The following is a 22,393-nucleotide window of genomic DNA, read 5'->3' as shown; positions in this document are numbered from 1 at the left end:
CAACAGGGGTGATTGTCATATCTGCATCCCGGGCCATGCCGGCACGCAATCCCTGCACTATCACGCTGCAATATAAAATACTTACAACACCATAGGAGATCTACATGTCTGATGCAGTTATCGTATCCACCGCACGTACCGGCCTGGCAAAATCCTGGAAGGGCGCTTTCAATATGACACATGGCGCCACAATGGGCGGACATGTACTCGACGCAGCTATTCAGCGCGCCAAGATCGATGCAGCAGAAGTGGAAGATGTGATCATGGGTTGCGCCACGCCTGAAGGGGCGACAGGCAGCAATATTGCCCGTCAGATTGCCTTGCGCGGCGGTTGCCCAGTTGCCACCGCTGGCATGACGGTGAACCGTTTTTGTTCATCCGGCCTGCAGACCATCGCGCTGGCAGCGCAACGCATCATTGCCGGTGAAGGTGATGTCTATGCGGCAGGTGGTGTTGAATCTATTTCTTGCGTGCAAAACGAAGCGAATAGCCACATGATCGTGGAAACCTGGTTGAAACAGCACAAGCCAGAAGTCTATTGGCCCATGTTGCAAACAGCAGAAACCGTTGCCAAACGCTATGGTATCCCGCGTGAACGTCAGGATGAATACGGCGTACAAAGCCAGTTGCGTGCCGCTGCTGCACAAGCCGCCGGCTTGTTTGATGCCGAAATCGTACCGATGACAACCGTCATGGGCGTGGCTGACAAGGCCACCGGCATGCTGATTACCAAAGAAGTCACGATTTCTGCAGATGAGGGCATACGTGCAGATACTACGCTCGAAGGCGTATCCAAAATCCGCACCGCCGTACCAGGTGGTGTCATCACTGCCGGTAACGCCAGCCAGTTTTCTGACGGCGCATCGGTAGCCATTCTGATGAACAGCAAACTGGCAGAAGCAAGGGGTTTGCAACCACTGGGTATTTTCCGTGGCTTTGCGGTTGCTGGTTGTGAACCGGATGAAATGGGTATAGGCCCGGTATTTGCGATTCCAAAATTGTTGAAAAAAGCCGGTTTGAAAGTCGAAGACATCGGTTTGTGGGAGTTGAATGAAGCCTTTGCAGTACAGGTATTGTATTGCGCAGACAAGCTCGGCATTCCTATGGATAAGCTGAACGTCAACGGCGGTGCGATTGCGGTTGGCCATCCTTATGGCGTGTCCGGCGCACGTCTGACAGGCCATGCCCTGATCGAAGGCAAGCGTCGTGGCGCGAAATATGTGGTGGTGACCATGTGTATCGGTGGTGGCCAGGGCGCAGCGGGTTTGTTTGAAGTGGTTTAGGCTTGATGGCATGTTGGGTGCTCACATTGTCTTGTGTTTGCAAGACGATGTGAGCAAGATTGGTATTTCATTTTTTCATCCAAAAAAACACCATGCAATCTAAAATTCTTCCCCGCCGTGATCTCGATTTTCTGCTATATGAATGGCTGAACGTAGAGTCACTGAATCAAAGGCCACGTTTCGCCGACCATAATCGCGAGACCTTTAATGCGGCGCTGGATACTTGCGAGCAAATCGCTACCGATTTGTTCGCTACCCATAATAAAAAAAATGACCAGAATGAGCCGCATTTTGATGGTGAAACCGTGCATATCATTCCCGAAGTCAAAACGGCGCTGAAAGCGTTTTGTGACGCGGGCCTGATGGCGGCGGGGCAGGATTTTGATGTCGGTGGCATGCAATTACCCTGCGTGGTCGAAAAAGCCGGCTTTGCCTATTTCAAAGGCGCGAATGTCGGTACCGCATCTTATCCTTTCCTGACTATCGGCAATGCCAATACCTTGCTTAAATGCGGTACGCCAGAGCAGATTGAAACCTTTGTCAAACCCATGCTCGATGGCCGCTTCTTCGGCACCATGTGTCTGTCTGAACCACAGGCAGGTTCCAGCCTGTCGGACATCGTCACCCGGGCAGAACCGCAGGAAGACGGTACGTATCGCCTGACGGGCAACAAGATGTGGATATCTGCCGGAGAGCATGAGCTGGCAGAAAATATCGTCCATCTGGTGCTGGCCAAGGTACCGGACGAAAACGGCAAACTGATAGCCGGCGTCAAAGGCATTTCACTTTTCATCGTCCCCAAAAAACTGGTCAACCCTGATGGCAGCCTGGGTGAACGCAATGACGTGGTACTGGCCGGGCTGAACCATAAAATGGGTTATCGCGGCACCACCAATTGCCTGCTGAATTTTGGTGAAGGCAAGTTCAAGCCGCAAGGCAAGGCTGGTGCCATCGGTTACCTGGTCGGTACTTTGCATCGTGGCATGGCGAATATGTTCCACATGATGAACGAAGCGCGCATAGGCGTCGGCCTGGGCGCGGTCATGCTGGGCTACACCGGTTATTTGCATGCGCTGGATTATGCGCGCAATCGTCCGCAAGGCCGTGCTCCACTGAACAAAGACCCGGTCGCACCGCAAGTACCTATCATCCAGCATACGGATGTCAAACGTATGTTGCTGGCGCAAAAAACCTATGTCGAAGGTGGCCTGGCGCTGAACTTGTTCTGCGCCCGTCTGGTCGATGAAGAACGCACCGGCACGACGCCAGAAGCACGCATCCATGCGGCCCAGATGCTGGAAATATTGACGCCGATTGCCAAGTCCTGGCCTTCGCAATGGTGCCTGGAAGCGAATAACCTGGCGATACAAGTGCATGGCGGTTATGGTTATACGCGTGAATACAATGTTGAGCAGTTTTATCGCGACAACCGCCTGAACCCCATCCATGAAGGCACGCACGGCATACAGGGGCTGGATTTGCTGGGACGCAAAGTTGTCATGCATGATGGCGCGGCGCTGGAAGCACTGGGTGAAGTCATGCACAAGACTTTGTCGCGTGCCACACATCATCCTGAGCTGCTGGATTACACCAAATCGCTGGCGCGGGTACTGCAAAGGCTGGCAACAACGACACAGAAACTGCATGGCTGCGGTGATACCAACAAGACCCTGGCCAATGCTTCACTGTATCTGGAAGTGTTTGGCCATGCCGTGGTGGCCTGGATCTGGCTGGAGCAGGCCCTGCTTTGCCTGGGTAAGGAAGATCATCACGATGCAGATTTTTATGCCGGCAAACTGCAAGCCTGCAAATACTTCTTCCATTGGGAATTGCCACGCGTACATCCGCAACTGGATCTGCTTTCCAACATCGATGTGACCACCTATGAAATGCAGGATGCCTGGTTTTGAGGTGGATATCTTCCACTGAGATTTTTAGTAAATAATTCCATAGCAAGAGACAGTGATGCATGGGTACCGGTATGCGTGCACATGACATCCTGCCCACACAAAATAAACAGGAGACTAGCATGACGACAGCGACACGTTCAGTACAACAGTTATTCGATCTGCGCGGCAAGACCGCGCTGGTGACCGGTGGATCACGCGGCCTCGGCCTGCAAATGGCAGAAGCCCTGGGCGAACAGGGTGCCAAAGTGGTGCTGTCTTCACGCAAGCAATCTGACCTGGATGAAGCCGTTGCCCATCTGAAAAGCCGTGGTATCGATGCCAGTGCAATTGCTGCCGATCTGTCGAAAGATGCGTCAGTACAGCCATTGGTGGATGAAGCGCTGGCCCGCCTTGGGCATATCGATATCCTCATCAATAACGCTGGCGCGACCTGGGGTGCCCCGGCGGAAGATTATCCGGTCGATGCCTGGGACAAGGTTATGAACCTGAATATACGCAGCATCTTTTTGATTTCGCAGGCCGTCGGCAAGCGCTCCATGATACCGCGCAAGTATGGCCGCATCATCAATATCGCTTCGATTGCTGGCCTGGCTGGCAATGCGCCGGGCACCATGCAGACCATCGCCTACAACACCTCCAAGGCTGCCGTCATTAACTTCACCCGCACCCTGGCTGGTGAATGGGGTGTGCATGGCATTACGGTCAACGCGATTGCGCCGGGATTTTTCCCCTCCAAGATGACCAAGGGCATACTCGAACATCTGGGTGAAGAAAAACTCTCCCAGGAAGCTCCTTTGCAGCGCATAGGTGATGACGAAGACCTGAAAGGCGTGGCCATGCTGTTTGCCAGCGATGCCGGCAAACATATTACCGGCCAGACCCTGGCCGTGGATGGTGGTGTGTCGGCGGTATGACGGAGGCACATATGTCGCTTCCTGAAATTCCCGCGCTTCCCGCACTTTCTATTGCACAACCAACGCCGGTATTGAATCCCTTTTTGCATGACCTGGGTGTGGAGTTCCTGGAGATGGAAAATGGTCATGCACGGCTGGCGCTGGATTTGAGTGAACGCCATATGAATAGCTGGCATATCGCCCATGGCGGCGTCACCATGACCATGCTGGATGTGGTCATGGCGATGGCAGGGCGTTCCCTCAGCAATGATTTGAAGGGCGTGGTGACGGTAGAAATGAAGACCACCTTCCTGCAGCCTGGCGGTGTGCCAGGTGGCCGCATGGAAGCACGCGGCAAGGCTTTTCATCAATCCACCACCATGTGCTTTTGCGAAGGCGAAGTCTGGAACGGCGATAAGCTGATTGCCAAAGCCATGGGCACATTCAAGTATCTGCGACGCCTTAAATCTGGCGAGAATATGAAAAAGCTGTACGGTAGTGATTGAAGTCTAAAAAGTAGTACCTGCAAATCCAATAAAAAATATATGGAGATCAACATGCAGCAGACTCGCTTTGCAGTTCTTTTCATAGCATTACTCGGCGGACCATTCATGAACATATCTTCGGCACAAACTGCCTTGCCTGATGCTGAGGCAAGCGATCCGCAGAAACTGGGCTGGATGCAGGGCTTCCCGCCTGCGCCGGACAAAATCATCAAATTCGCCAATGGCAGTAATTATCAGTTTCCGCGCACGCGCTGGTCGTTTTCGCATGGGCGTGAACTGGGGCCAACCAGCAATGTCTGGCATGGGGCGGGCCCTGTCTCGGTCTTACCCCTTGTTTCGCGTGAGCGCGAGCTGGATGCCATACAGTTTCAAGATGAAAAAGGTTTCAGTGTTAGCTGGTCGTATATGCTGGCACATACTTATACGGACAGTGTTTTGGTGCTGCACAAAGGCAAAATCGTCTACGAGCGTTATCTTGGTATCAGCAGAGCTTACTTGCCGCATATCGCCATGTCGGTGACCAAGTCCTTTGTCGGCACCATGGCTGTGGCATTGGCTGCAGAGGGCAAGCTGGATCCCAGTGCACCCGTCACACAATATATCCCCGAACTCAAAGAGACTGCGTATGGCGATGCGACGGTGCGCCAGGTCATGGATATGACCATAGGTGTGCAGTATTCTGAAAATTATGCCGACCCCAAAGCTGAAATCTGGGATTACGCCAGGGCAGGCGGCCTGCTGCCGACAGCAGCAACTTATGATGGCCCCAAAACTTTTTATGATTTCCTGGTGAAATTGAAAAAAGAAGGCAAGCATGACGAGGCCTTTGCCTACAAGACCGTGAACGCCGAAGTGCTGGCCTGGATAGTCAAGCGGGCCACCGGGCAAAATCTGTCTGATCTGTTGTCTGAACGTATCTGGCAAAAACTGGGGTCGGAAAATGATGCGTATTTTGCGGTGGATAGTGTTGGTACCGAACAGGGTGGCGGTGGCTTGAACCTGACCTTGCGCGACATGGCACGCTTTGGTGAGATGATGCGTTTGAATGGCAAGTTCAATGGACAGCAAATCATTCCGGCAGCGGCGGTAGAAGACATACGCAAGGGTGGCGACCCGGCCAAATTTGCCAAGGCAGGGTATGCCACCTTGCCCGGTTATTCGTATCGCAATATGTGGTGGGTAGGGCATAACAGCCACCAGACATTTGAAGCCCGTGGCATACACGGACAACGTATTTATATCGACCCGGTGGCCGAAATGGTCATCGTTAAATTTTCTTCCCATCCCACTGCTGCGAATGGCGCGACTGACCCTGTCACTTATCGTGCTTTCCAGGCTTTGGCAAATCACTTGATGAAATGAGTAAACCATGACGACTAATTCTCAACTTGTATACCAACGTATTGTGCTGGCTTCCCGCCCTAAAGGCCAGGTTGTGCCAGAAAATTTCCGCCTTGAATCCGTGCCCGTGCCAGAACTCAAAGATGGTGAGCTACTGGTACGCAATCACTTCATGTCGCTTGACCCTTACATGCGCGGACGCATGGAAGATGCAAAAAGCTATGCTGCGCCGCAAGTCATAGGTGAAACCATGATAGGTGGCACCGTGGGTGAAGTGGTCGCCAGCAAGAATACCAAATTCAACGTGGGTGACAAAGTCATAGGCATGCTGGGCTGGTCAGAAATGGGTGTGTCTGATGGCTTGCTGCTGCGTAAAGTCGATACCACCCACATCCCTTTATCTGCCTACCTGGGCTCAGTCGGCATGCCTGGCCTGACCGCGTGGTATGGCCTGACCCAGATCATGCAACCCAAAGCCGGTGAAACCGTCGTGGTGTCTGCTGCCAGCGGTGCAGTGGGCAGCGTGGTTGGTCAGTTGGCCAAACAGATGGGGTGTCGTGTGGTGGGTATTGCTGGTGGTGTGGATAAATGTGCGTATGTCGTCAATGAACTGGGTTTTAATGCCTGTATCGATTACAAGGCAGGTAATCTGGAAGCTGATCTGGCAGCAGCAACACCGGATGGGATTGATGCCGTTTTTGAAAACGTCGGCGGCGATATTTTTGATGCCAGCCTGGCGCGCATGAATGCCTTTGGTCGTATCGCCTTGTGCGGTTTGATTGCCGGTTATAACGGTGAACAGATGAGTATCAAGAACGCCCGCGTATTCCTTACCATGCGTTTGACCATGCGTGGCTTCATCGTTTCCGAGCATATGGATTTGTGGCCGCAAGGTTTGAAAGAACTGGGTGGCCTGGTAGCGACGGGTAAGTTGAAATTCCGTGAATCGGTCGCTGAAGGAATTGCCGCTGCACCTGAGGCATTTATTGGTTTGTTGAAAGGCAAGAATTTCGGCAAGCAATTGGTGAAATTAATTTGATTTAACTGATGTAAACCTACTAGCGAGCGCAGAGAGAATCCATGACCGATATGATCCTTCACAATTTTGCAATTTCCCCGTTTTCAGAAAAAATCCGTTTGATTTTCGGCTTTAAACAATTGAACTGGAAATCGGTCATGGTACCCATCATCATGCCCAAGCCGGATGTAACGGCATTGACCGGTGGTTACCGGCGTACACCCCTGCTGCAAATAGGTGCGGATATTTATTGCGACACATCCCTGATTGCCGAGGTGCTGGATAAGCGCGCACCTGCACCCGCGCTGTATCCCGCAGCCATCAACGGCATTGCGCGCAACCTGGCGCAGTGGGCTGACAGTACTCTGTTCTGGACGGCAATTGTTTACGCATTTCAGCCGGCGGCCATGCCCTCTATATTGGGCAATATCAGTGCTGAAGAAATGCAGGCCTTCAGTGCTGACCGCACCGCCATGCGCGGCAATATGCCACGTACCAGTCTGGGGGAAGCGAAAGGGCAGCTCAGTGAGTATTTAAGACGTCTGGAAAACATGCTCAGTGGTGATGCGCCATTTCTATTGGGGGCGCAAGCCAGCATTGCGGACTTTTCTGTCTACCAGGCGTTGTGGCTGATACGCATTGCACCAGCAATCAATCCTGTCTTTGATGCTTATCCAAAACTGTTGAAATGGATGGGCCTGGTGGCCGCTTTTGGACACCACCAGTCAGAAACTTTGAGTAGTGCAGACGCACTGGACATTGCGAGGAACGCGCAAGGCTTTGATATAGACGGACGCAATTTTGTTGACAGCCACGGCATACCTTTGGGTGAGCAGGTCGTCATCATGCCGACTGACTATGCGCTGGACCCGGTCGTGGGTGAGTTGGTGATTGCCAGTGACAATGAATTAGCCGTGCGTCGTGACGATGTGCGTGCGGGAAACGTGGTAGTGCATTTTCCACGCCTGGGGTTCCAGATGAAACGCGCAAAATAAATTCAGAAAAGTACACAAAAAATTAAAAATCATTAAATAAGCCAATTACAGGAGACAACATGAAAGTATTTAAAGATAGAGTAGCCGTGATCACTGGTGGTGCCAGCGGTTTTGGCCGGGAATTTGCGATCATCGGTGCGCGCCTGGGCATGAAACTGGTGCTGGCTGATGTGCAGCAGGATGCCCTGGATAAAACCAAGGCTGAACTGGAAGCGCAAGGCGCGCAGGTTCTGGCCATGCGTTGCGATGTACGTCATGCCGAGGAAGTACAGGCATTGGCCGATGCGACGATGGAAAAATTTGGCGCCGTGCATCTGGTATTCAATAATGCAGGCGTCGGCTCTGGTGGCCTGGTTTGGGAAAACACCCAGGCTGACTGGGAATGGGTATTGGGTGTCAATCTTTGGGGTGTCATTCATGGCGTGCGCATCTTCACCAACCTGATGCTGGAATGCGCCAGGAAAGACCCGCAATTTGAAGGGCATATCGTCAATACAGCGTCGATGGCCGGTATGTTGAATGCGCCGACCATGGGTGTGTATAACGTCTCCAAACATGCGGTCGTGTCTTTGTCTGAATCCCTGTACCAGGATTTGAAACTGGTGGAAGCACCGATAGGTGCTTCTGTGCTGTGCCCGTATTTCGTACCTACCGGTATTTCGCAGTCGCACAGAAACCGTCCGGAAGATGTGCCTTGTTCTGCGCCCACTGCCAGCCAAAGGGCAGCGCAAGCGATGTCGGACAAGGCTGTGACTTCCGGCAAGGTGACGGCGCAAGAAGTGGCTGAAAACACCTTCAAGGCGATTGCTGACGAACAGTTCTATATCTTCTCTCATCCAGGTGCCCTGGGTAATGTGCAGGAACGTATGGAAGACATCGTCCTGCAACGTAACCCGGGTGATCCTTACAAGGCAGCGCCGCATATTCGTGACATGCTCAGGGTCAAGCTCAAGGCATAAGCAAAATATAAGAAAAATATAAGCAAGATGCAAGTTCGCATCCACCCACAAGCATCAGGGAGAAGTATCGATGACAGCCGAGATTCAAAGCAATCAGTTTGCCGCACTGGACAATGGTACCCGCCTGCATTTTGCCAGTGCAGGTGAACGCGGTCGGCCGCTGATCCTGTTTGTGCATGGCTTTCCAGAATTCTGGTACGAATGGTCGGCCCAGTTAGCCGAATTTGGGCAAGACCATTTTGCCGTGGCACCGGATTTGCGTGGTTTTAATTTGTCAGACATGCCTACTGATGTTACCGCCTACAAGGCCAGGCATATTGTCGATGACCTGCGTTTGCTGATTGCCCACTTGGGTTATCAGCAAGCCACGGTCGTCGCGCATGACTGGGGTGGGGCGGTTTGCTGGAATATGGCGATTGCCCTGCCTGCCTTGTTTGAAAAACTGATTATCATCAATTCACCGCATCCGTATCTGTTCATGCAGGCACTGGCGACTGATCCCGCGCAAAAGGCGTCGAGTGAATACATGAACTGGCTGCGCAACCCTGGTTCTGAAGAAGCGCTTGCCAAAGATGATTTTGCGCTTATGGATGGTTTCTTCAATGGCATGGGGCAAGGTGAGGCAAGCTGGTTTGATGCCGATACCAGGGCTGCGTATCACGCTTGCTGGGCGCGTGGTTTGACCGGTGGCGTCAATTATTACCGCGCTTCACCCTTACATCCGCCGACGGAAAAAAATCCGGGGCCGCTGCAATTGAATCTGAACCCGGCTGATTTTCAGGTGAAGGTACCCACCCGTGTCATCTGGGGTGAAAACGACAAGGCGCTACCCAAGACTTTACTGGATGGCCTGGAGAATTTTGTCGAAGATATCCAGATACAGCGTATTGCTGAAGGTTCACACTGGGTCATCCATGAGCAACCGGAACGTATCAACCGTCTCATCCGTCAATTTTTGCAGAGTTAAGAACTATGGCCAAAGCAGATTTTGCTTTCTTCCATCGCTTGCGGGTGCGCTGGTCAGAAGTTGATATGCAAGCCATCGTCTTCAATGGCAATTATCTCAATTATTTCGATGTGGCTTTTACTGAATACTGGCGTGCCACCGGCTTGCCGAATGTGATCGTACAGGCAGCCGGGGGCAAAGAGTTGTTTGCCCGTAAATCCACTATTGAATACATGGCACCGGCCAGGTTTGATGATGAACTGGATATAGGCGTGCGTTGTGCCAGTATCGGGCGATCATCACTACAATTCAGGCTGGAAATTTATCAGGGTGAACATCATTTGATATCTGGCGAGCTGGTATATGTGTATGCCGATACCGAAAAACGCAAGGCAGTTGCCGTCACCGATACATGGCGTGCGATAATTTCATCCTTTGAAACGCACACGCCTGCCGATACCCGAACATGAATACTGAAAACCTGCGCCTGGTCATTGCCGACTGGGCTAGCCTGCAAAAAGATGCCCAGGCCATACGCTATGCGGTCTTTGTCATTGAGCAGAAAATTCCCGCTGAACTGGAATGGGATGCCGCTGACGCACAATGCGTGCATGCGGTTGCCTATGATGGCAGTGGCAAGCCAGTAGGAACTGGCCGCCTTTTACCCGATGCCCATATTGGTCGCATGGCAGTGCTGGCAGAGGCCAGGGGCCTGGGCATAGGCGCGCAGATTTTACGTGCCCTGATGGAACAGGCAAAAGCCAGGGGGGAGTCATCTGTGCGCCTGAATGCACAACAGTCAGCAGAGAATTTTTATCTGAAGGAAGGCTATGTGCGGGATGGTGATCTGTTTGAAGAAGCTGGCATTCCCCATGTCAGCATGGTTTACCTGTTTGCCTGATTGCTTGCTGTATTGATGCAATGCCGCCCTGGCCAAAACGGCAGGGCGGCATTGTCATTTCAAGTCTTGTCACTTCTTCTGGCTGAACAAAGCGGATTTTTCCACTGATTATTTTTCTGCCACTGCGGTATCTCCTCTCCCGTCATTTCTTATTTTCCCATCTGGATTTAGCTGCCTCCGGCCTTGCATCTATTGCTGAAACGCCCAGGTTTTCATTGTGGAGTCATCGCGTCATTTTTAAACTGGTCTTATACACACATGAAATTCAGCATGAAATTCCGTATGTAATTTGCAATATGTACTTACGGTAAATAGTGACGGTTTAATTAACAAAAATCATAAATTGCAATATTGACATTATAAAAACATACACTACAATACAAGCTGATATATATTAAACAAATATGGTTATTTGATTTTTGCTACTAAGAATATGATGATGATAGTTAGAGTTAATTCATTTAAGTAATTGATATTAAACGGAAATAAAAAAATTCACAATATTTAATAATTTCCTTGTAGCATCAAAATCTATGTGGCAATATAAGCTTATGCATTAATTTGCAGTTGCCCGGATTCAGTCACACTTTTAGCTGACTCACGTTTTTGGGAGAAATCATGACTATTGAAAACTCGAAGGTCTCGACCCGACTCATTACTGGTTTTGGACTGGTATTGGGCTTGTTGCTGGTGGTTTTGTTGTTGGGAACCACCTATATGGCAAAGATGCATGAGCGTCTGGAAGAGATTGCCAACGTCAATAATGTGCAATCCAAGCTGGCATCGACGATGTACCTGACGGTGACCGAGCGCGCCCTGGCGTTGCGCAACCTGATTCTCTTGTCGGACGCTGCCGAAATTCAAATAGAGGTCAATCGCATCAAGGCACAGACGAAGAAATATGCTGATGCGGAAGAAAAATTGACCAAGATGATCAATGAAGATCCCAATGCTTCTTCAGCGCAGATCACTTTGCTGGGAAGCATCCGGGATCAAGCCAAACTGTCTGAACCTTTCGTCACCAAAGTAGCTGAATTAGGTGTCAACAAGCAAGCTGAAGAAGCATACAAGATCCTGCGCTTCGAGTTTCGCCCCATACAAAGAAAATGGTGGGACTTGCTGAATGACTTTATCTCTGATGAAGAAAAGCAGAATGCAGAAGCGATTACACAGGCAGAGCTTGACTATGCCAGTGCAAAAAAACTCATGTATATATTTGGTGCCGTTGCGCTGTTAGTCGGCATGTTGGCATCCTGGCTCATCGTCAGGAGCCTGTTGAAGCAACTGGGTGGTGAACCTCACTATGCTGTCACGATTGCCCAGAGAATCGCAGCGGGTGATTTGTCTGTGCCGATACGTTTGGCCGAAAAAGACACGCAGAGCCTCATGTATGCCATGCAGGAAATGCAAGGTGGTCTGGCCGGTATTGTCGGACAGGTGCGTTCTGGTACCGATACGATAGCAACGGCATCCAGACAGATTGCATCCGGCAATATGGATCTGTCTTCACGCACTGAGCAACAGGCTGGCTCACTGGAAGAGACAGCTTCTTCGATGGAAGAGCTGACTTCGACTGTCAAACAAAATGCGGACAGTGCCAGGCAGGCCAATTTGCTGGCGCAATCAGCGTCGGATGTGGCCGTCAAGGGCGGTACTGTGGTGTCCGAGGTGGTGCAAACCATGGGTTCCATCAATACATCTTCCCGCAAGATTGTCGATATTATCGGTGTCATTGACAGCATTGCGTTTCAAACCAATATCCTGGCGCTGAATGCTGCAGTGGAAGCCGCACGCGCAGGTGAGCAGGGACGCGGTTTTGCCGTGGTGGCAACCGAAGTCCGTAACCTGGCACAACGCTCGGCCGAGGCAGCACGGGAAATCAAGCTGCTGATCGATGATTCCGTCACCAAAGTGGGTATCGGGGCAAAACTGGTTGATCAGGCTGGCGTCACGATGGAAGAAATTGTGATCAGTATCAAACGCGTGACCAGCATCATGACTGAAATCATGATGGCCAGCCAGGAGCAGACCGCAGGGATAGAACAGATTAATGAAGCCATCGTACAGATGGATGATGTGACCCAGCAAAATGCTGCCTTGGTGGAAGAAGCTGCGGCGGCCGCCAGTGCCTTGCAAAATCAGGCAGATGATTTGTCAGAGCTGGTCAGCACCTTCCAGCTCGCTTCCGGAAAATTTACAGAACCTGGCTGGCGTGAACCTGTGGCTGACGACAAGAAAGTCATACCATTGATCAAAAAAGCGACACTGGAAAAAAATAAAACGCCTGTCAAACAGATCAAGCGGGTTACTGCGGGTAGCACTAGCGCAGCGCGTAAAACAGACACGCAGGACTGGGAAGAATTCTGAAAGTAAACAAGGTCTTTGTTGAATCGGAGGTCAGAAAATGCAAGCAAGCACGACAGCACTGGACGAAGCACCGGCAGACAATGTGCCGGTTGAGCGCAGAAGCAAATTTGGTCGTTTTGTGCACAATCCTCAGTCGCGTGGAGGAGACATTAACTGGCATTACGGCACCGTTACGTCGATAGCACGTGAGAGGTTATTGCACCAGAGTCCAGCCACCTTGTGGCTGACCGGCTTGAGTGGGGCAGGAAAATCAACGCTGGCATACGCACTGGAAAAACTCTTGCTGGAACGTGGGCATTGCTGCTTTGTGGTGGATGGCGATAATCTGCGACATCACCTCAACAGTGACCTGGGTTTTTCACCACATGACAGGCGTGAAAATATCCGCAGGGCGGCAGAGGTTGCCCACCTGCTCAATGAGGCGGGCATGATCGTCATTACTGCTTTTATTTCCCCATTCCAGGCTGACCGGGCCATGGCGAAAGAAATCATCGGTGAAGAGCGTTTCATTGAAGTGCATGTCAGCACGCCTGGCATAGTCTGTGAAAGACGTGACCCCAAAGGCCTGTATGCAAAAGCGCGCAGGGGTGAGATACCCGAATTTACCGGCATCTCTGCACCCTATGAAGCACCGTTGAATCCTGACCTGGAAATCAATTCTGAATTGCACACGATAGAAGAAGCAGCTGAAAAACTGTACGCACACATGATAGGGCTGTGCTATATCAAATAGTACAAATAAACGCAAATAGTGCCAAAGCGGAAAAATCCATGTCTGCCGATACCGACAATTCAGTGCATGCCTATGATGTGTTCAATGGTGACGCTGATGGCATTTGTGCCTTGCATCAACTCAGGCTGGCAGAGCCGCGTCAGGCAAAATTAATTACCGGTGCCAAGCGGGACATTGATTTGCTGAGTCGTTTTGCAGTAAAACCAGGCGATTTGCTGACCGTGCTGGATATTTCTCTGGACAGCAATATCGCGGCACTGCGCCAGCATCTTGCCGCCGGTGCAGATATTACGTATTTCGATCACCATGCAGCGACGCAGGCTTTTAAGCATGAACATTTGCATCTGCATTGCGATATGGCCGCCGATGTCTGTAGCAGCATACTGGTCAATCGCCATTTGAACGGCAAACATGGGAAGTGGGCGGTCGTCGCAGCCTATGGCGACAATTTGCCCGAAGTGGCCCATGCCATTGCCAGCCAGGCTGGGCTGGGTGCGTTGCAGCGCGGCCAATTGCAAGAACTTGGCACGCTGCTCAATTACAACGCTTATGGTGAATCGGTGGATGATTTGCATTTTCACCCCGAAGCCTTGTACCAGGCCGTGCATGGCTATGTGGATCCTTTTGATTTTGTGAATAATGCCTTGCCATTTCCTGTGCTGCGCAATGCCTATGCCAGTGACATGGCGTCCATGCAGGGGTTGCGAGCCTATTTGCAAAGTGACTTGTCAGCCATCTATGTCTTGCCAGCGCAAGCCTGGGCCAGGCGTGTTTCTGGCATTTTGGCCAATCAATTAACGCAAGAACAGCGTGGAAAATCCTTTGCCGTGCTGACTGCAAAGCCGGATGGCAGTTATGTCGTCAGTGTGCGTTCAGGCGACGCCGACAATTGCCCGGCAAATCAATTCTGTTCTGCGTTTGCCAGCGGTGGCGGCCGACGTGGCGCAGGTGGTATCAATCATTTACCAGCATCAGAAGTAGATAGTTTTGTACAAACTTTTATTGGCTATTTTGAAAAAATGGAAAAGCCGCAGTTCAGCCTGTCATAGGCTGGCAGGCAGATAAGGCGGACTTCCAGATTCAGATCTTTCAAGCCTTTCAGATATTTAAGCATGGGGAGAGCATCATGGCAGAAACACATAGCGTGACCAGCGTACAAAAAGTGGCGACCACCAGCAAGCGACCAACTCCCGTGTTGATGATACCCTTGCGACGCTGTGGCAGTCATGCCCTGCGTTTGCGCTTGAATAATAGCGAAGAATTTTATTCGCCTTATCCCCTGCATATTGTCGACTTCATGCCTCTGGTGCCACGCTACGGTAATCTGGACGATGACGAAAACTATTTCCGCCTGGTGGTCGATGTGGTTGGTTTGCAGGCGGCCAGCATGGTGAAGTGGAAGGGCATGGTGTTTGATCCGGTGGATGTCTTTGAATCGATCAAGACCGAGAAGCGTAGCGTGCACAGGATATTGTGGGAACTGTTGCTACGCACGGGTGAGCATCACCATGCCAGCATCGTCATGGATAAATCGCTGGATAGCGTGCATTATGCAGAAGAGCTGTTGCAACTTTTCCCGAATATGCTGTTCCTGAATGTGGTGCGGGACCCGCGGGCCCAGGTCGCGTCCATGAACAAGGCCATCATTCATGATTATGATTCCACCCTGAATGCCATGGCCTGGCTGGAAGCGCACCAACTGTCACGCGAGATCATACAACGTCACCCAGATCAGGTATTGACGATACGTTATGAAGACTTTTTAAGTAACCAGGAAACAGTCTTGCGGGCGATTTGTAAATTTTTCGACATTACATTTTTACCGGAAATGCTGGATGTCACCCGTTCTGCCGAGGCGCAACAAATATCCCATATGTCAGCCTTGTGGGAAACCAACCGTTTCCCGCCGGTCTTGGCGAACAAAGACAAATTCAAGCAACAGTTGAGCATGCGCGAAATCGAAGTCATAGAAAGCCTGACCAAGGAATTCATGCAATTGTATGGATATGAGTTGATGACCGATGCTAATCTGGAATTGAGCCAGGAAGTCCTGGCTGCCGCCAAGGAAAAATCCAGCAAGGGCAGGGAAGTGGCCTGGGATACCCTGAAGCATGATAATTACAAGGACTATGTCCTGCGTCGTTTCAGGGCGGATTACCTGGCCGGCCTCAACCAGCGCCTGCCTATGCATGCATAGCAATGAAGGTTTAAAACTATAGTAATTAGGACTTACGCAAAATTGTCCCAGCAAGGCGTGGCGACGAAGACAGTACTTTAGTACGGCGAGGCGCCGCAACGCAGCTGGGGCGGTTTTGCGTAAGTCCTACTAATGCAACCATGATGCCGGCCCCTGTTACCAGGGTGCCGGCTATTCTTTCTGCCATCACCGCATACCTTTCCTGCGTTGCCCAATGGCTGGCTGTGCTGGCCAGCATGCCATATCCCAGCAGGATGAAAAATTCCGGAATCATGGAGCAGGCTGCCAGTATTAGCATCAAGGCGCTGCTGAATATCCTTCCACCGCTGAGCGCAACGCCATCATTGCCATCTTTTTAGTGCCATCCTCATGACCTGACAAAGTTGAGCAGCGCCGTCAAGACTTGATCGGCTTGCTCGGCCATCAGCGAATGGCCACAGTTTTCTATGATGGTTTGCTGGCTGTGGGCGATGGCCTTGCTGAGAAGCAGGCTGGCCTTGACTGGTGTCATCATGTCTTTTCTACCGAGGATGAACAGGGTGGGGCAGCGCACCGACAGTGCCGCCACTTCACCATTGGCATAGGCATTACAGGCAGCAAAGTCGGTATGGAATACTTTAGCCGGATTGATGGCCGAGATACGTTGCATCAAACGCTGGCTGACACCCATGACGTAAAAGCCTGGCCCCGGACAGGATGGCTTGTGGGCAATCGACGTGTGTGACCAGATATTCACCATATCAATGGCAGTTTGTTCTTCGTCACGCGCTGCATTCAACAGCGTATCCGATACCCGCATGGGGTAGGCGGTGCCAACCAGGGTCAGCTTGCTGACACGCGCTGGCGTTTTGTAGCAGGCCTCCAGGGCGATCAATGAACCCATGCTGTGTCCTACCAGCGTGGCTTGCTCTATACCTGCCACATCCAGCAAGGCGAGCAGCCAGTCGGCCATCTGTTCCACGCTGCTTAGTGCGGCCCCTTTACTGCGTCCATGGCCTGGCAAGTCAATTGCGAGCACATTAAAACCGTGATGGGCGAAATAACGTGTTTGCAAACCCCAGACTGAATGATCATTCTGGGCACCGTGGATAAATACGACGGTGGGCTGTGCCGGATTGAAGTTTTTGCCTCCGGTATAGCAATAGGCTGCATGGCCATTTACCTGGAAAATCATCTCAGGCTCCTTTCTGGGCCGCTTTCAGGCCGCGTGTCAGGTCGTCGATCAAGTCATCGGCATCTTCCAGCCCTATGGACAGGCGCATGGTGCCTTCATTTATCCCGGATGCAAGTAATTGTTCTGCCGGTACCCGGAAATGCGTGGTGGACGCTGGATGGATGACAAGCGATTTTGCATCGCCTACATTGGCGAGATGGGAAAAAATAGTCAGCGCTTCGACAAAACGCTGGCCCGCAGCGCGATCAGCTTTCAGGTTGAATGAAAATACGGCACCGCAACCTTTGGGCAGCAGGGTTTTTGCCAGCGCATGGTCAGGATGGGATGCCAGTTCAGGGTAAGAGACTGAAGCCACCGCCGGATGCGCCACCAGGAATTCGACGATCTTGCGGGTGTTGGCGACATGCCTGTCCATGCGTAAGCCTAAAGTTTCGATGCCTTGCAAGATGTTGAAGGCATTGTGCGGACTCATACAGGCACCAAAATCACGCAAGCCTTCGCGTCTGGCCCTTAACGAGAATGCTGCAACGGTAGATTCTTCCGAGAAAACCATGCCATGAAAACCATCATAGGGCTCGCATAGCTCGGCAAAACGGCCCGTTTTTTCATAGGCAGCCTGCCAGTCAAATGTACCGCCATCCACCAATAGACCACCGATAGCAGTGCCATGACCACAGAGGAATTTGGTGGCAGAATGAAACACCAGGTCGGCACCATGCTCAAACGGTTTAAGCAAATACGGTGTGGTGAACGTGGCATCCACCATCAAGGGCAGATAATTCTCATGCGCAATGGCTGCTACGGCAGGTATATTCAATACGTCGAGACCCGGGTTACCGAGGGTCTCGGCAAATAATACCTTGGTATTCGGGCGTATGGCGGCGCGCCAGGCATCCAGGTCGCGTGGATCAACAAAGCTGGTTTCTATGCCAAACCGCTTCATGGTGTAGGCCAGCAGGTTTTGCGAGCCGCCATACAAGGCACGTGAAGCCACCACATGGGAACCGGCACCGGCAATGGTGCACAGGCCCAGATGCATGGCAGCTTGCCCGCTGGCAACGGCAATACCGGCAACACCACCTTCCAGTGCAGCAATTCTTTCTTCCAGTACGGCATTGGTAGGATTCGATATGCGTGAATACACGTGGCCAGCGCGTTCCATATTAAAAAGTGAGGCCGCGTGATCAGAATCCTTGAAAACAAAAGAAGAGGTAAGATAGATAGGTGTGGCACGCGCCCCGGTGGTCGGGTCTGGCGCGGCCCCGGCATGCAGGGATAGGGTGTCAAAGCCGTGGTATTTAGGTCCGCTCATGGGGGAGGCTCTCCATATGTGAGGCAGCAATGCTACCATCGCTGCTGTCTTGCTTGCAAAATCCGCGTCTTTCTGCAGGAAAAATATTTTACGTGCTGGATTTTTTGCGAGGCTTGCGATACATTGCAAATAACGATCACAAAAATACAAAGAGAGGGGCATCATGAAAGTCTCAGAGATACTTCAAGTGAAAGGCAACATACTTTTCACGATTACGCCTGATATCCCTATTACCGAAGCGGTCAGTGTCATGGAAGAGAAAGATATCGGTTCTCTGGTCGTGATGGAGTACGGCGATCTGGTTGGCATACTGACCTTTCGCGAGGTCATACGCGCGATTCATAAAAACCAGGGTTCGCTGGGCACGGGTACCGTGCGCAAATACATGGATGACCATCCGCTGACTGTGACCCCAGAAACCGAAGTCAATGAAGTGCGTCGCATGATGCTGGAAAAACACTCGCGTTACCTGCCTGTCATGGATGCGAAAACCCTGCTTGGGGTGATTTCATTCTACGATGTGGCGAGAGCCGTGCTGGAAGCGCAAAGCTTCGAAAACAAGATGCTGAAGGCATATATCCGCGATTGGCCGGTTGAAGAAAACGAGCAGTGATCAAGGATGCCTGATCAAATTTAAATTGACGCCCGCAAGCACGCTAAGCGGGCGTTTTTTATTGTCTCAAATTAAGGGAAATACTATGCATATCGCTGTTGTTGGTGCAGGATTATCAGGTTTGACCGTTGCGCGGCAATTGCAATCGCAAGGCCATCATGTCACCGTGTATGAAAAAAGCATGGGCGTCAGTGGCCGCATGAGTACCAGGCAAACTGAACTGGGGGGCTTTGATCATGGCGCGCAATATTTCACCGCGACATCGGACCGTTTCAAAAAAGAGATTCTGGACTGGAAAAAATTTGGCTGGGTAGTGCCGTGGACCGCCAAGCTGGCGACGCTCGATGCCGGTGTCAGCAAGGCGGCTGGTCGTACTGGCACCCGTTATGTGCCGGTGCCGGGCATGAGTGCCCTGTGCAAACAGCTTGCTCACGGGCTGGATATCCGTACCGAGCAACAGGTCACTGCACTGGAAAGCCAGGGTAAGCAATGGCTGTTGTCGGTGCAATCCAGCACGGTTCCCATTGCTGCTACGGCTGGCCCTTTCGATGGGGTCATCCTGGCCATACCTGCAGACCAGGCAGAAGTCTTGCTGTCGGTTGCACCTGCCATGGCAAAGCAGGCCAGACAAGCCAGGCTGGCACCGTGCTGGACGCTTATGCTGGGCTTCCAGAGTTCGCTTGATCTGCCATATGACGGTGCCTGGGTCAACCAGTCGCGCCTGGGCTGGATTGCTCATGACGATGCGAAACCCTTGCATCGTGCTGGTGAACGCTGGGTCTGCCATGCGACACCCGCCTGGAGCCGCGAGCATCTGGAAGATGATGCAGAACGCGTCAAGGAAAAACTGACCAAGGCTTTCCATGAAGCGACCGGTTCCCGCATACAGCCTATCCATGCAGTTGCCCATCGCTGGCGCTATGCGCAGGCAGAAAGCACCCTGGCTGTGGATTGCCTGTGGAATGACAAGCAACGCCTGGGTGTTTGCGGTGACTGGTTTGCTGCAGGTCTGGAAGGGGCGGGCAGAGTGGAAAATGCTTTCCTGAGTGCCCTGGCGCTGGCCAAGGCAGTGACCTGGAAGGGCTAAGTGATTGCACTGGAGCCTGGGTCGCCATTTCGGTGGCGACCAGTCTTTGATGTGATGAATGCCGGATCAGCCTAGCAATTTGGCCAGCCCACGGGCTGGCTGGCCGGCATCATGCAGGGTCCAGGTTTTGCGTATGTTTTTGGGGACATGCCACAGTGCCGTCGTGCCTGCACGAAAAAAAGCCGTTTCACCGGGCTTGAGTGAAAAACGTTTGCCCTGATACTCAATATCCACCCCGCCGTCGAGGACATAGATGGTTTCATCGAGCTGGTAATGCCATTCAAAGGTCGAAGGGCCATCGCATTCAAAGATGCCGGAAGTGGTTTTGCCGTCATGCGACTTGAAAAATTCTGTCGCCCTGAAGTTGGGATTGCCTTCCTTGATCCAGGTCGGATCAACCTCAAAAGCCTTGACCGGCATGCTGATTGCCATGCTACTGGCAGGCGCGACCTGGGTCACATAGGCAATCGCCTGGTATGAGGTAATACCCAGCAAGGTCATCAGACCTGCCGCCACACCGATGGTAAGAGATTTCTTCATGCGATAGTCACTCCTTGGCGCGAGAGTAACATTATCTTCCGGCATCGGATGAAAAATATCGTCAAATCATGGGGAAGTGTGGCCTGGATGCCAGTATGCCTGCATGGATCAGGTATGGCTTCGCTCGCCAGTCTGCAAGCGCCAAAGGGCGGCATAGCCACCACCGAGGCTTAACAATTCTTCATGGGTGCCGCTTTCCACTATTTTGCCTGCTTCCAGCAAATGGATGCAATCGGCCTGGCGTACGGTGGACAGGCGGTGGGCAATCATGATGGTGCTGCGGTTGCGGCTGACTACATCCAGACTGCGCTGAATGGCGGCTTCGGTTTCATTGTCGACGGCACTGGTGGCTTCATCCAGGATCAGGATGGGCGGATTTTTCAGGATAGCCCTGGCCAGTGCCAGACGCTGGCGTTGGCCGCCAGATAATTTTTGCCCGCGTTCACCGATGCGGGTGGCAAAACCCAGTGGCAATCGGGAAATGAATTCCGTGGCTTCGGCGGCTTGTGCGGCTTCGGCAATGGCGGCATCGCTGGCACCTTGCACGCCATAGGCAATATTGTCGGCTATGGTGCCATCCGTCAGGAAGCTGTCTTGGGCCACATAGCCGATAGCACGGCGTAAATCCTGCAAATTCAATTCGCTGATTTCATTCCCGTCCAGGGTAATGCGACCGGATGTGGGAGAATAAAAGCGCAGCAGCAGTTTGACCAGCGTGGATTTGCCCGAACCGGTGGAGCCGACAAAGGCGATGGTTTTACCGGCAGGGATGTGCAGGTTGATTTGTTGCAGGGTTTTTTGTTCGCCATAGGCAAATTCAACTGCATCAAAACGCAATTCCCCTTTGACCTGGTCCGGTGCTACATGCTTGCCTTCATAAGTGATATTGATTTTGGTGTCCAGCAGGCCCATGGCCCGGTCAATTGCGGACATCGAGCGTTGATACATGTCGGCGACCTCTGCCAGCCCCGTCATTGGCCACAACAGGCGCTGAGTCAGGTAGACCAATACAGAATAGGCACCGACCGCCAGTTCGCCCTGCAAGGTCAGCCAACCACCGTACACCAGGGTGGCGGTGAAGCCAGCCAGGATCGCCATGCGGATGACGGGTGTGATTGCCGAACTGATGGCAATGGCGCGCGTATTTGCCTGCCTGTAGGCATCACTGGCTTCGGCGATATGGTTTTTTTCAAAACTCTCGGTGGCGAAGGCCTTGATGGTGGCCAGACCCAGCAAATTATTATTCAACCTGGCACTGACGTCGCCGGCAGCTTCGCGTACTTCTGAATAACGTGGAGCCAGGCGTTTTTGAAACCAGAAGGCACCAATGAGAATGGCCGGTACTGGTAACAAGGAGATCACTGCCAGCGAGGGTTGTAGCGTGAAAAATACGGCGCTGACCATGATGGATGAACAGATGACCTGAATGATCTGATTTGCACCGCCATTCAGAAAACGTTCCATCTGGTTGATGTCTTCATTCAAGATGGACCACTAGCGTCCGGTTAAAAGTCGAATAAATTCAATTGGTTAGCGTTGGGTGCTGTTTCAGAAATGTAGTCATCGGTCTGAAAGGCGCATGAAATCTCAGTTTTCTCAAAAACAGAGACCGATAAGA

At 52.0% G+C, this 22,393-nt stretch carries 22 protein-coding genes; 17 read left to right on the top strand and 5 right to left on the bottom strand.

The features are described from left to right. Positions 1-104 precede the first annotated feature (104 nt). From ACO0K9_RS16180 to ACO0K9_RS16110, 15 genes are all read left to right on the top strand, one after another. Positions 105-1,283, top strand: a complete 1,179-nt coding sequence (locus ACO0K9_RS16180; RefSeq protein ID WP_422986713.1) for an acetyl-CoA C-acyltransferase — start codon at positions 105-107, stop codon at positions 1,281-1,283. Between the two features lie 92 nt (positions 1,284-1,375). After that, on the top strand, positions 1,376-3,193 hold the full coding sequence (locus tag ACO0K9_RS16175) for an acyl-CoA dehydrogenase (RefSeq protein ID WP_422986711.1): 1,818 nt from the start codon (positions 1,376-1,378) through the stop codon (positions 3,191-3,193). Positions 3,194-3,312: 119 nt separating this feature from the next. Beyond that, positions 3,313-4,107 carry an SDR family oxidoreductase gene (locus ACO0K9_RS16170; RefSeq protein ID WP_422986709.1) on the top strand — a complete coding sequence of 265 codons (795 nt, stop codon included), beginning with the start codon at positions 3,313-3,315 and terminating at the stop codon, positions 4,105-4,107. An 11-nt stretch (positions 4,108-4,118) separates the two neighbouring features. Further along, positions 4,119-4,592, top strand: a complete 474-nt coding sequence (locus ACO0K9_RS16165; protein ID WP_422986707.1) for a PaaI family thioesterase — start codon at positions 4,119-4,121, stop codon at positions 4,590-4,592. A 105-nt stretch (positions 4,593-4,697) separates the two neighbouring features. Beyond that, entirely contained in the window at positions 4,698-5,954 is a 1,257-nt protein-coding gene (locus ACO0K9_RS16160; protein WP_422986705.1) for a serine hydrolase domain-containing protein, read from the top strand. 7 nt (positions 5,955-5,961) lie between these two features. Further along, positions 5,962-6,972 carry an NADP-dependent oxidoreductase gene (locus ACO0K9_RS16155; RefSeq protein WP_422986703.1) on the top strand — a complete coding sequence of 337 codons (1,011 nt, stop codon included), beginning with the start codon at positions 5,962-5,964 and terminating at the stop codon, positions 6,970-6,972. Between the two features lie 41 nt (positions 6,973-7,013). Continuing rightward, positions 7,014-7,946 carry a glutathione S-transferase family protein gene (locus ACO0K9_RS16150; protein ID WP_422986701.1) on the top strand — a complete coding sequence of 311 codons (933 nt, stop codon included), beginning with the start codon at positions 7,014-7,016 and terminating at the stop codon, positions 7,944-7,946. Positions 7,947-8,005: 59 nt separating this feature from the next. Continuing rightward, entirely contained in the window at positions 8,006-8,905 is a 900-nt protein-coding gene (locus ACO0K9_RS16145; protein ID WP_422986699.1) for an SDR family oxidoreductase, read from the top strand. A gap of 70 nt (positions 8,906-8,975) precedes the next feature. Next, positions 8,976-9,872 carry an alpha/beta fold hydrolase gene (locus ACO0K9_RS16140; RefSeq protein WP_422986697.1) on the top strand — a complete coding sequence of 299 codons (897 nt, stop codon included), beginning with the start codon at positions 8,976-8,978 and terminating at the stop codon, positions 9,870-9,872. Positions 9,873-9,877: 5 nt separating this feature from the next. Next, positions 9,878-10,321 (top strand): acyl-CoA thioesterase, encoded by a 444-nt coding sequence (locus tag ACO0K9_RS16135; RefSeq protein WP_422986695.1) that lies wholly within the window; start codon positions 9,878-9,880, stop codon positions 10,319-10,321. After that, positions 10,318-10,752, top strand: a complete 435-nt coding sequence (locus ACO0K9_RS16130; protein ID WP_422986693.1) for a GNAT family N-acetyltransferase — start codon at positions 10,318-10,320, stop codon at positions 10,750-10,752. Before ACO0K9_RS16135 ends, ACO0K9_RS16130 begins: the two co-directional genes overlap by 4 nt. Before the next feature lie 618 nt (positions 10,753-11,370). Continuing rightward, complete coding sequence (locus ACO0K9_RS16125) at positions 11,371-13,119, top strand: methyl-accepting chemotaxis protein (protein ID WP_422986691.1); 1,749 nt, start codon at positions 11,371-11,373, stop codon at positions 13,117-13,119. Between the two features lie 37 nt (positions 13,120-13,156). Continuing rightward, the gene (gene cysC, locus ACO0K9_RS16120; RefSeq protein ID WP_422986689.1) at positions 13,157-13,852 is read left to right on the top strand and encodes an adenylyl-sulfate kinase; all 696 of its coding nucleotides are present in this window, start codon (positions 13,157-13,159) and stop codon (positions 13,850-13,852) included. A gap of 38 nt (positions 13,853-13,890) precedes the next feature. Then, complete coding sequence (locus ACO0K9_RS16115; RefSeq protein WP_422986687.1) at positions 13,891-14,901, top strand: hypothetical protein; 1,011 nt, start codon at positions 13,891-13,893, stop codon at positions 14,899-14,901. Between the two features lie 77 nt (positions 14,902-14,978). Then, positions 14,979-16,049, top strand: a complete 1,071-nt coding sequence (locus ACO0K9_RS16110) for a sulfotransferase family protein (protein WP_422986685.1) — start codon at positions 14,979-14,981, stop codon at positions 16,047-16,049. Positions 16,050-16,074: 25 nt separating this feature from the next. Here ACO0K9_RS16110 and ACO0K9_RS16105 read toward each other — a convergent pair whose 3' ends face one another. The 3 genes from ACO0K9_RS16105 to ACO0K9_RS16095 all read right to left on the bottom strand — a co-directional run bounded on the left by ACO0K9_RS16105 (position 16,075) and on the right by ACO0K9_RS16095 (position 18,535). Next, positions 16,075-16,347, bottom strand: a complete 273-nt coding sequence (locus tag ACO0K9_RS16105; protein WP_422986683.1) for a hypothetical protein — start codon at positions 16,345-16,347, stop codon at positions 16,075-16,077. Positions 16,348-16,416: 69 nt separating this feature from the next. Further along, the gene (locus ACO0K9_RS16100) at positions 16,417-17,223 is read right to left on the bottom strand and encodes an alpha/beta fold hydrolase (RefSeq protein WP_422986681.1); all 807 of its coding nucleotides are present in this window, start codon (positions 17,221-17,223) and stop codon (positions 16,417-16,419) included. Position 17,224: 1 nt separating this feature from the next. Further along, on the bottom strand, positions 17,225-18,535 hold the full coding sequence (locus ACO0K9_RS16095) for an O-acetylhomoserine aminocarboxypropyltransferase (RefSeq protein ID WP_422986679.1): 1,311 nt from the start codon (positions 18,533-18,535) through the stop codon (positions 17,225-17,227). A 163-nt stretch (positions 18,536-18,698) separates the two neighbouring features. On the opposite strand from ACO0K9_RS16095, the gene ACO0K9_RS16090 reads away from it, so the two are divergent. Continuing rightward, positions 18,699-19,148, top strand: coding sequence for a CBS domain-containing protein (locus ACO0K9_RS16090; protein WP_110253649.1), 450 nt, complete (start codon positions 18,699-18,701; stop codon positions 19,146-19,148). A gap of 85 nt (positions 19,149-19,233) precedes the next feature. After that, positions 19,234-20,235, top strand: coding sequence for an NAD(P)/FAD-dependent oxidoreductase (locus ACO0K9_RS16085; RefSeq protein ID WP_422986677.1), 1,002 nt, complete (start codon positions 19,234-19,236; stop codon positions 20,233-20,235). A 66-nt stretch (positions 20,236-20,301) separates the two neighbouring features. Here the strand turns inward: ACO0K9_RS16085 and ACO0K9_RS16080 are convergent, their stop codons facing one another. Further along, positions 20,302-20,775, bottom strand: a complete 474-nt coding sequence (locus ACO0K9_RS16080) for a cupin domain-containing protein (RefSeq protein ID WP_422986675.1) — start codon at positions 20,773-20,775, stop codon at positions 20,302-20,304. Between the two features lie 108 nt (positions 20,776-20,883). Continuing rightward, on the bottom strand, positions 20,884-22,260 hold the full coding sequence (locus ACO0K9_RS16075) for an ABC transporter ATP-binding protein (protein ID WP_422986673.1): 1,377 nt from the start codon (positions 22,258-22,260) through the stop codon (positions 20,884-20,886). Between the last annotated feature and the right edge of the window lie 133 nt (positions 22,261-22,393).

Source organism: Undibacterium sp. Ji50W (genome assembly GCF_049340445.1).
In the GTDB taxonomy this organism is placed as follows: domain Bacteria; phylum Pseudomonadota; class Gammaproteobacteria; order Burkholderiales; family Burkholderiaceae_D; genus Undibacterium.
This window is presented reverse-complemented; position numbering and strand designations above follow the sequence as displayed.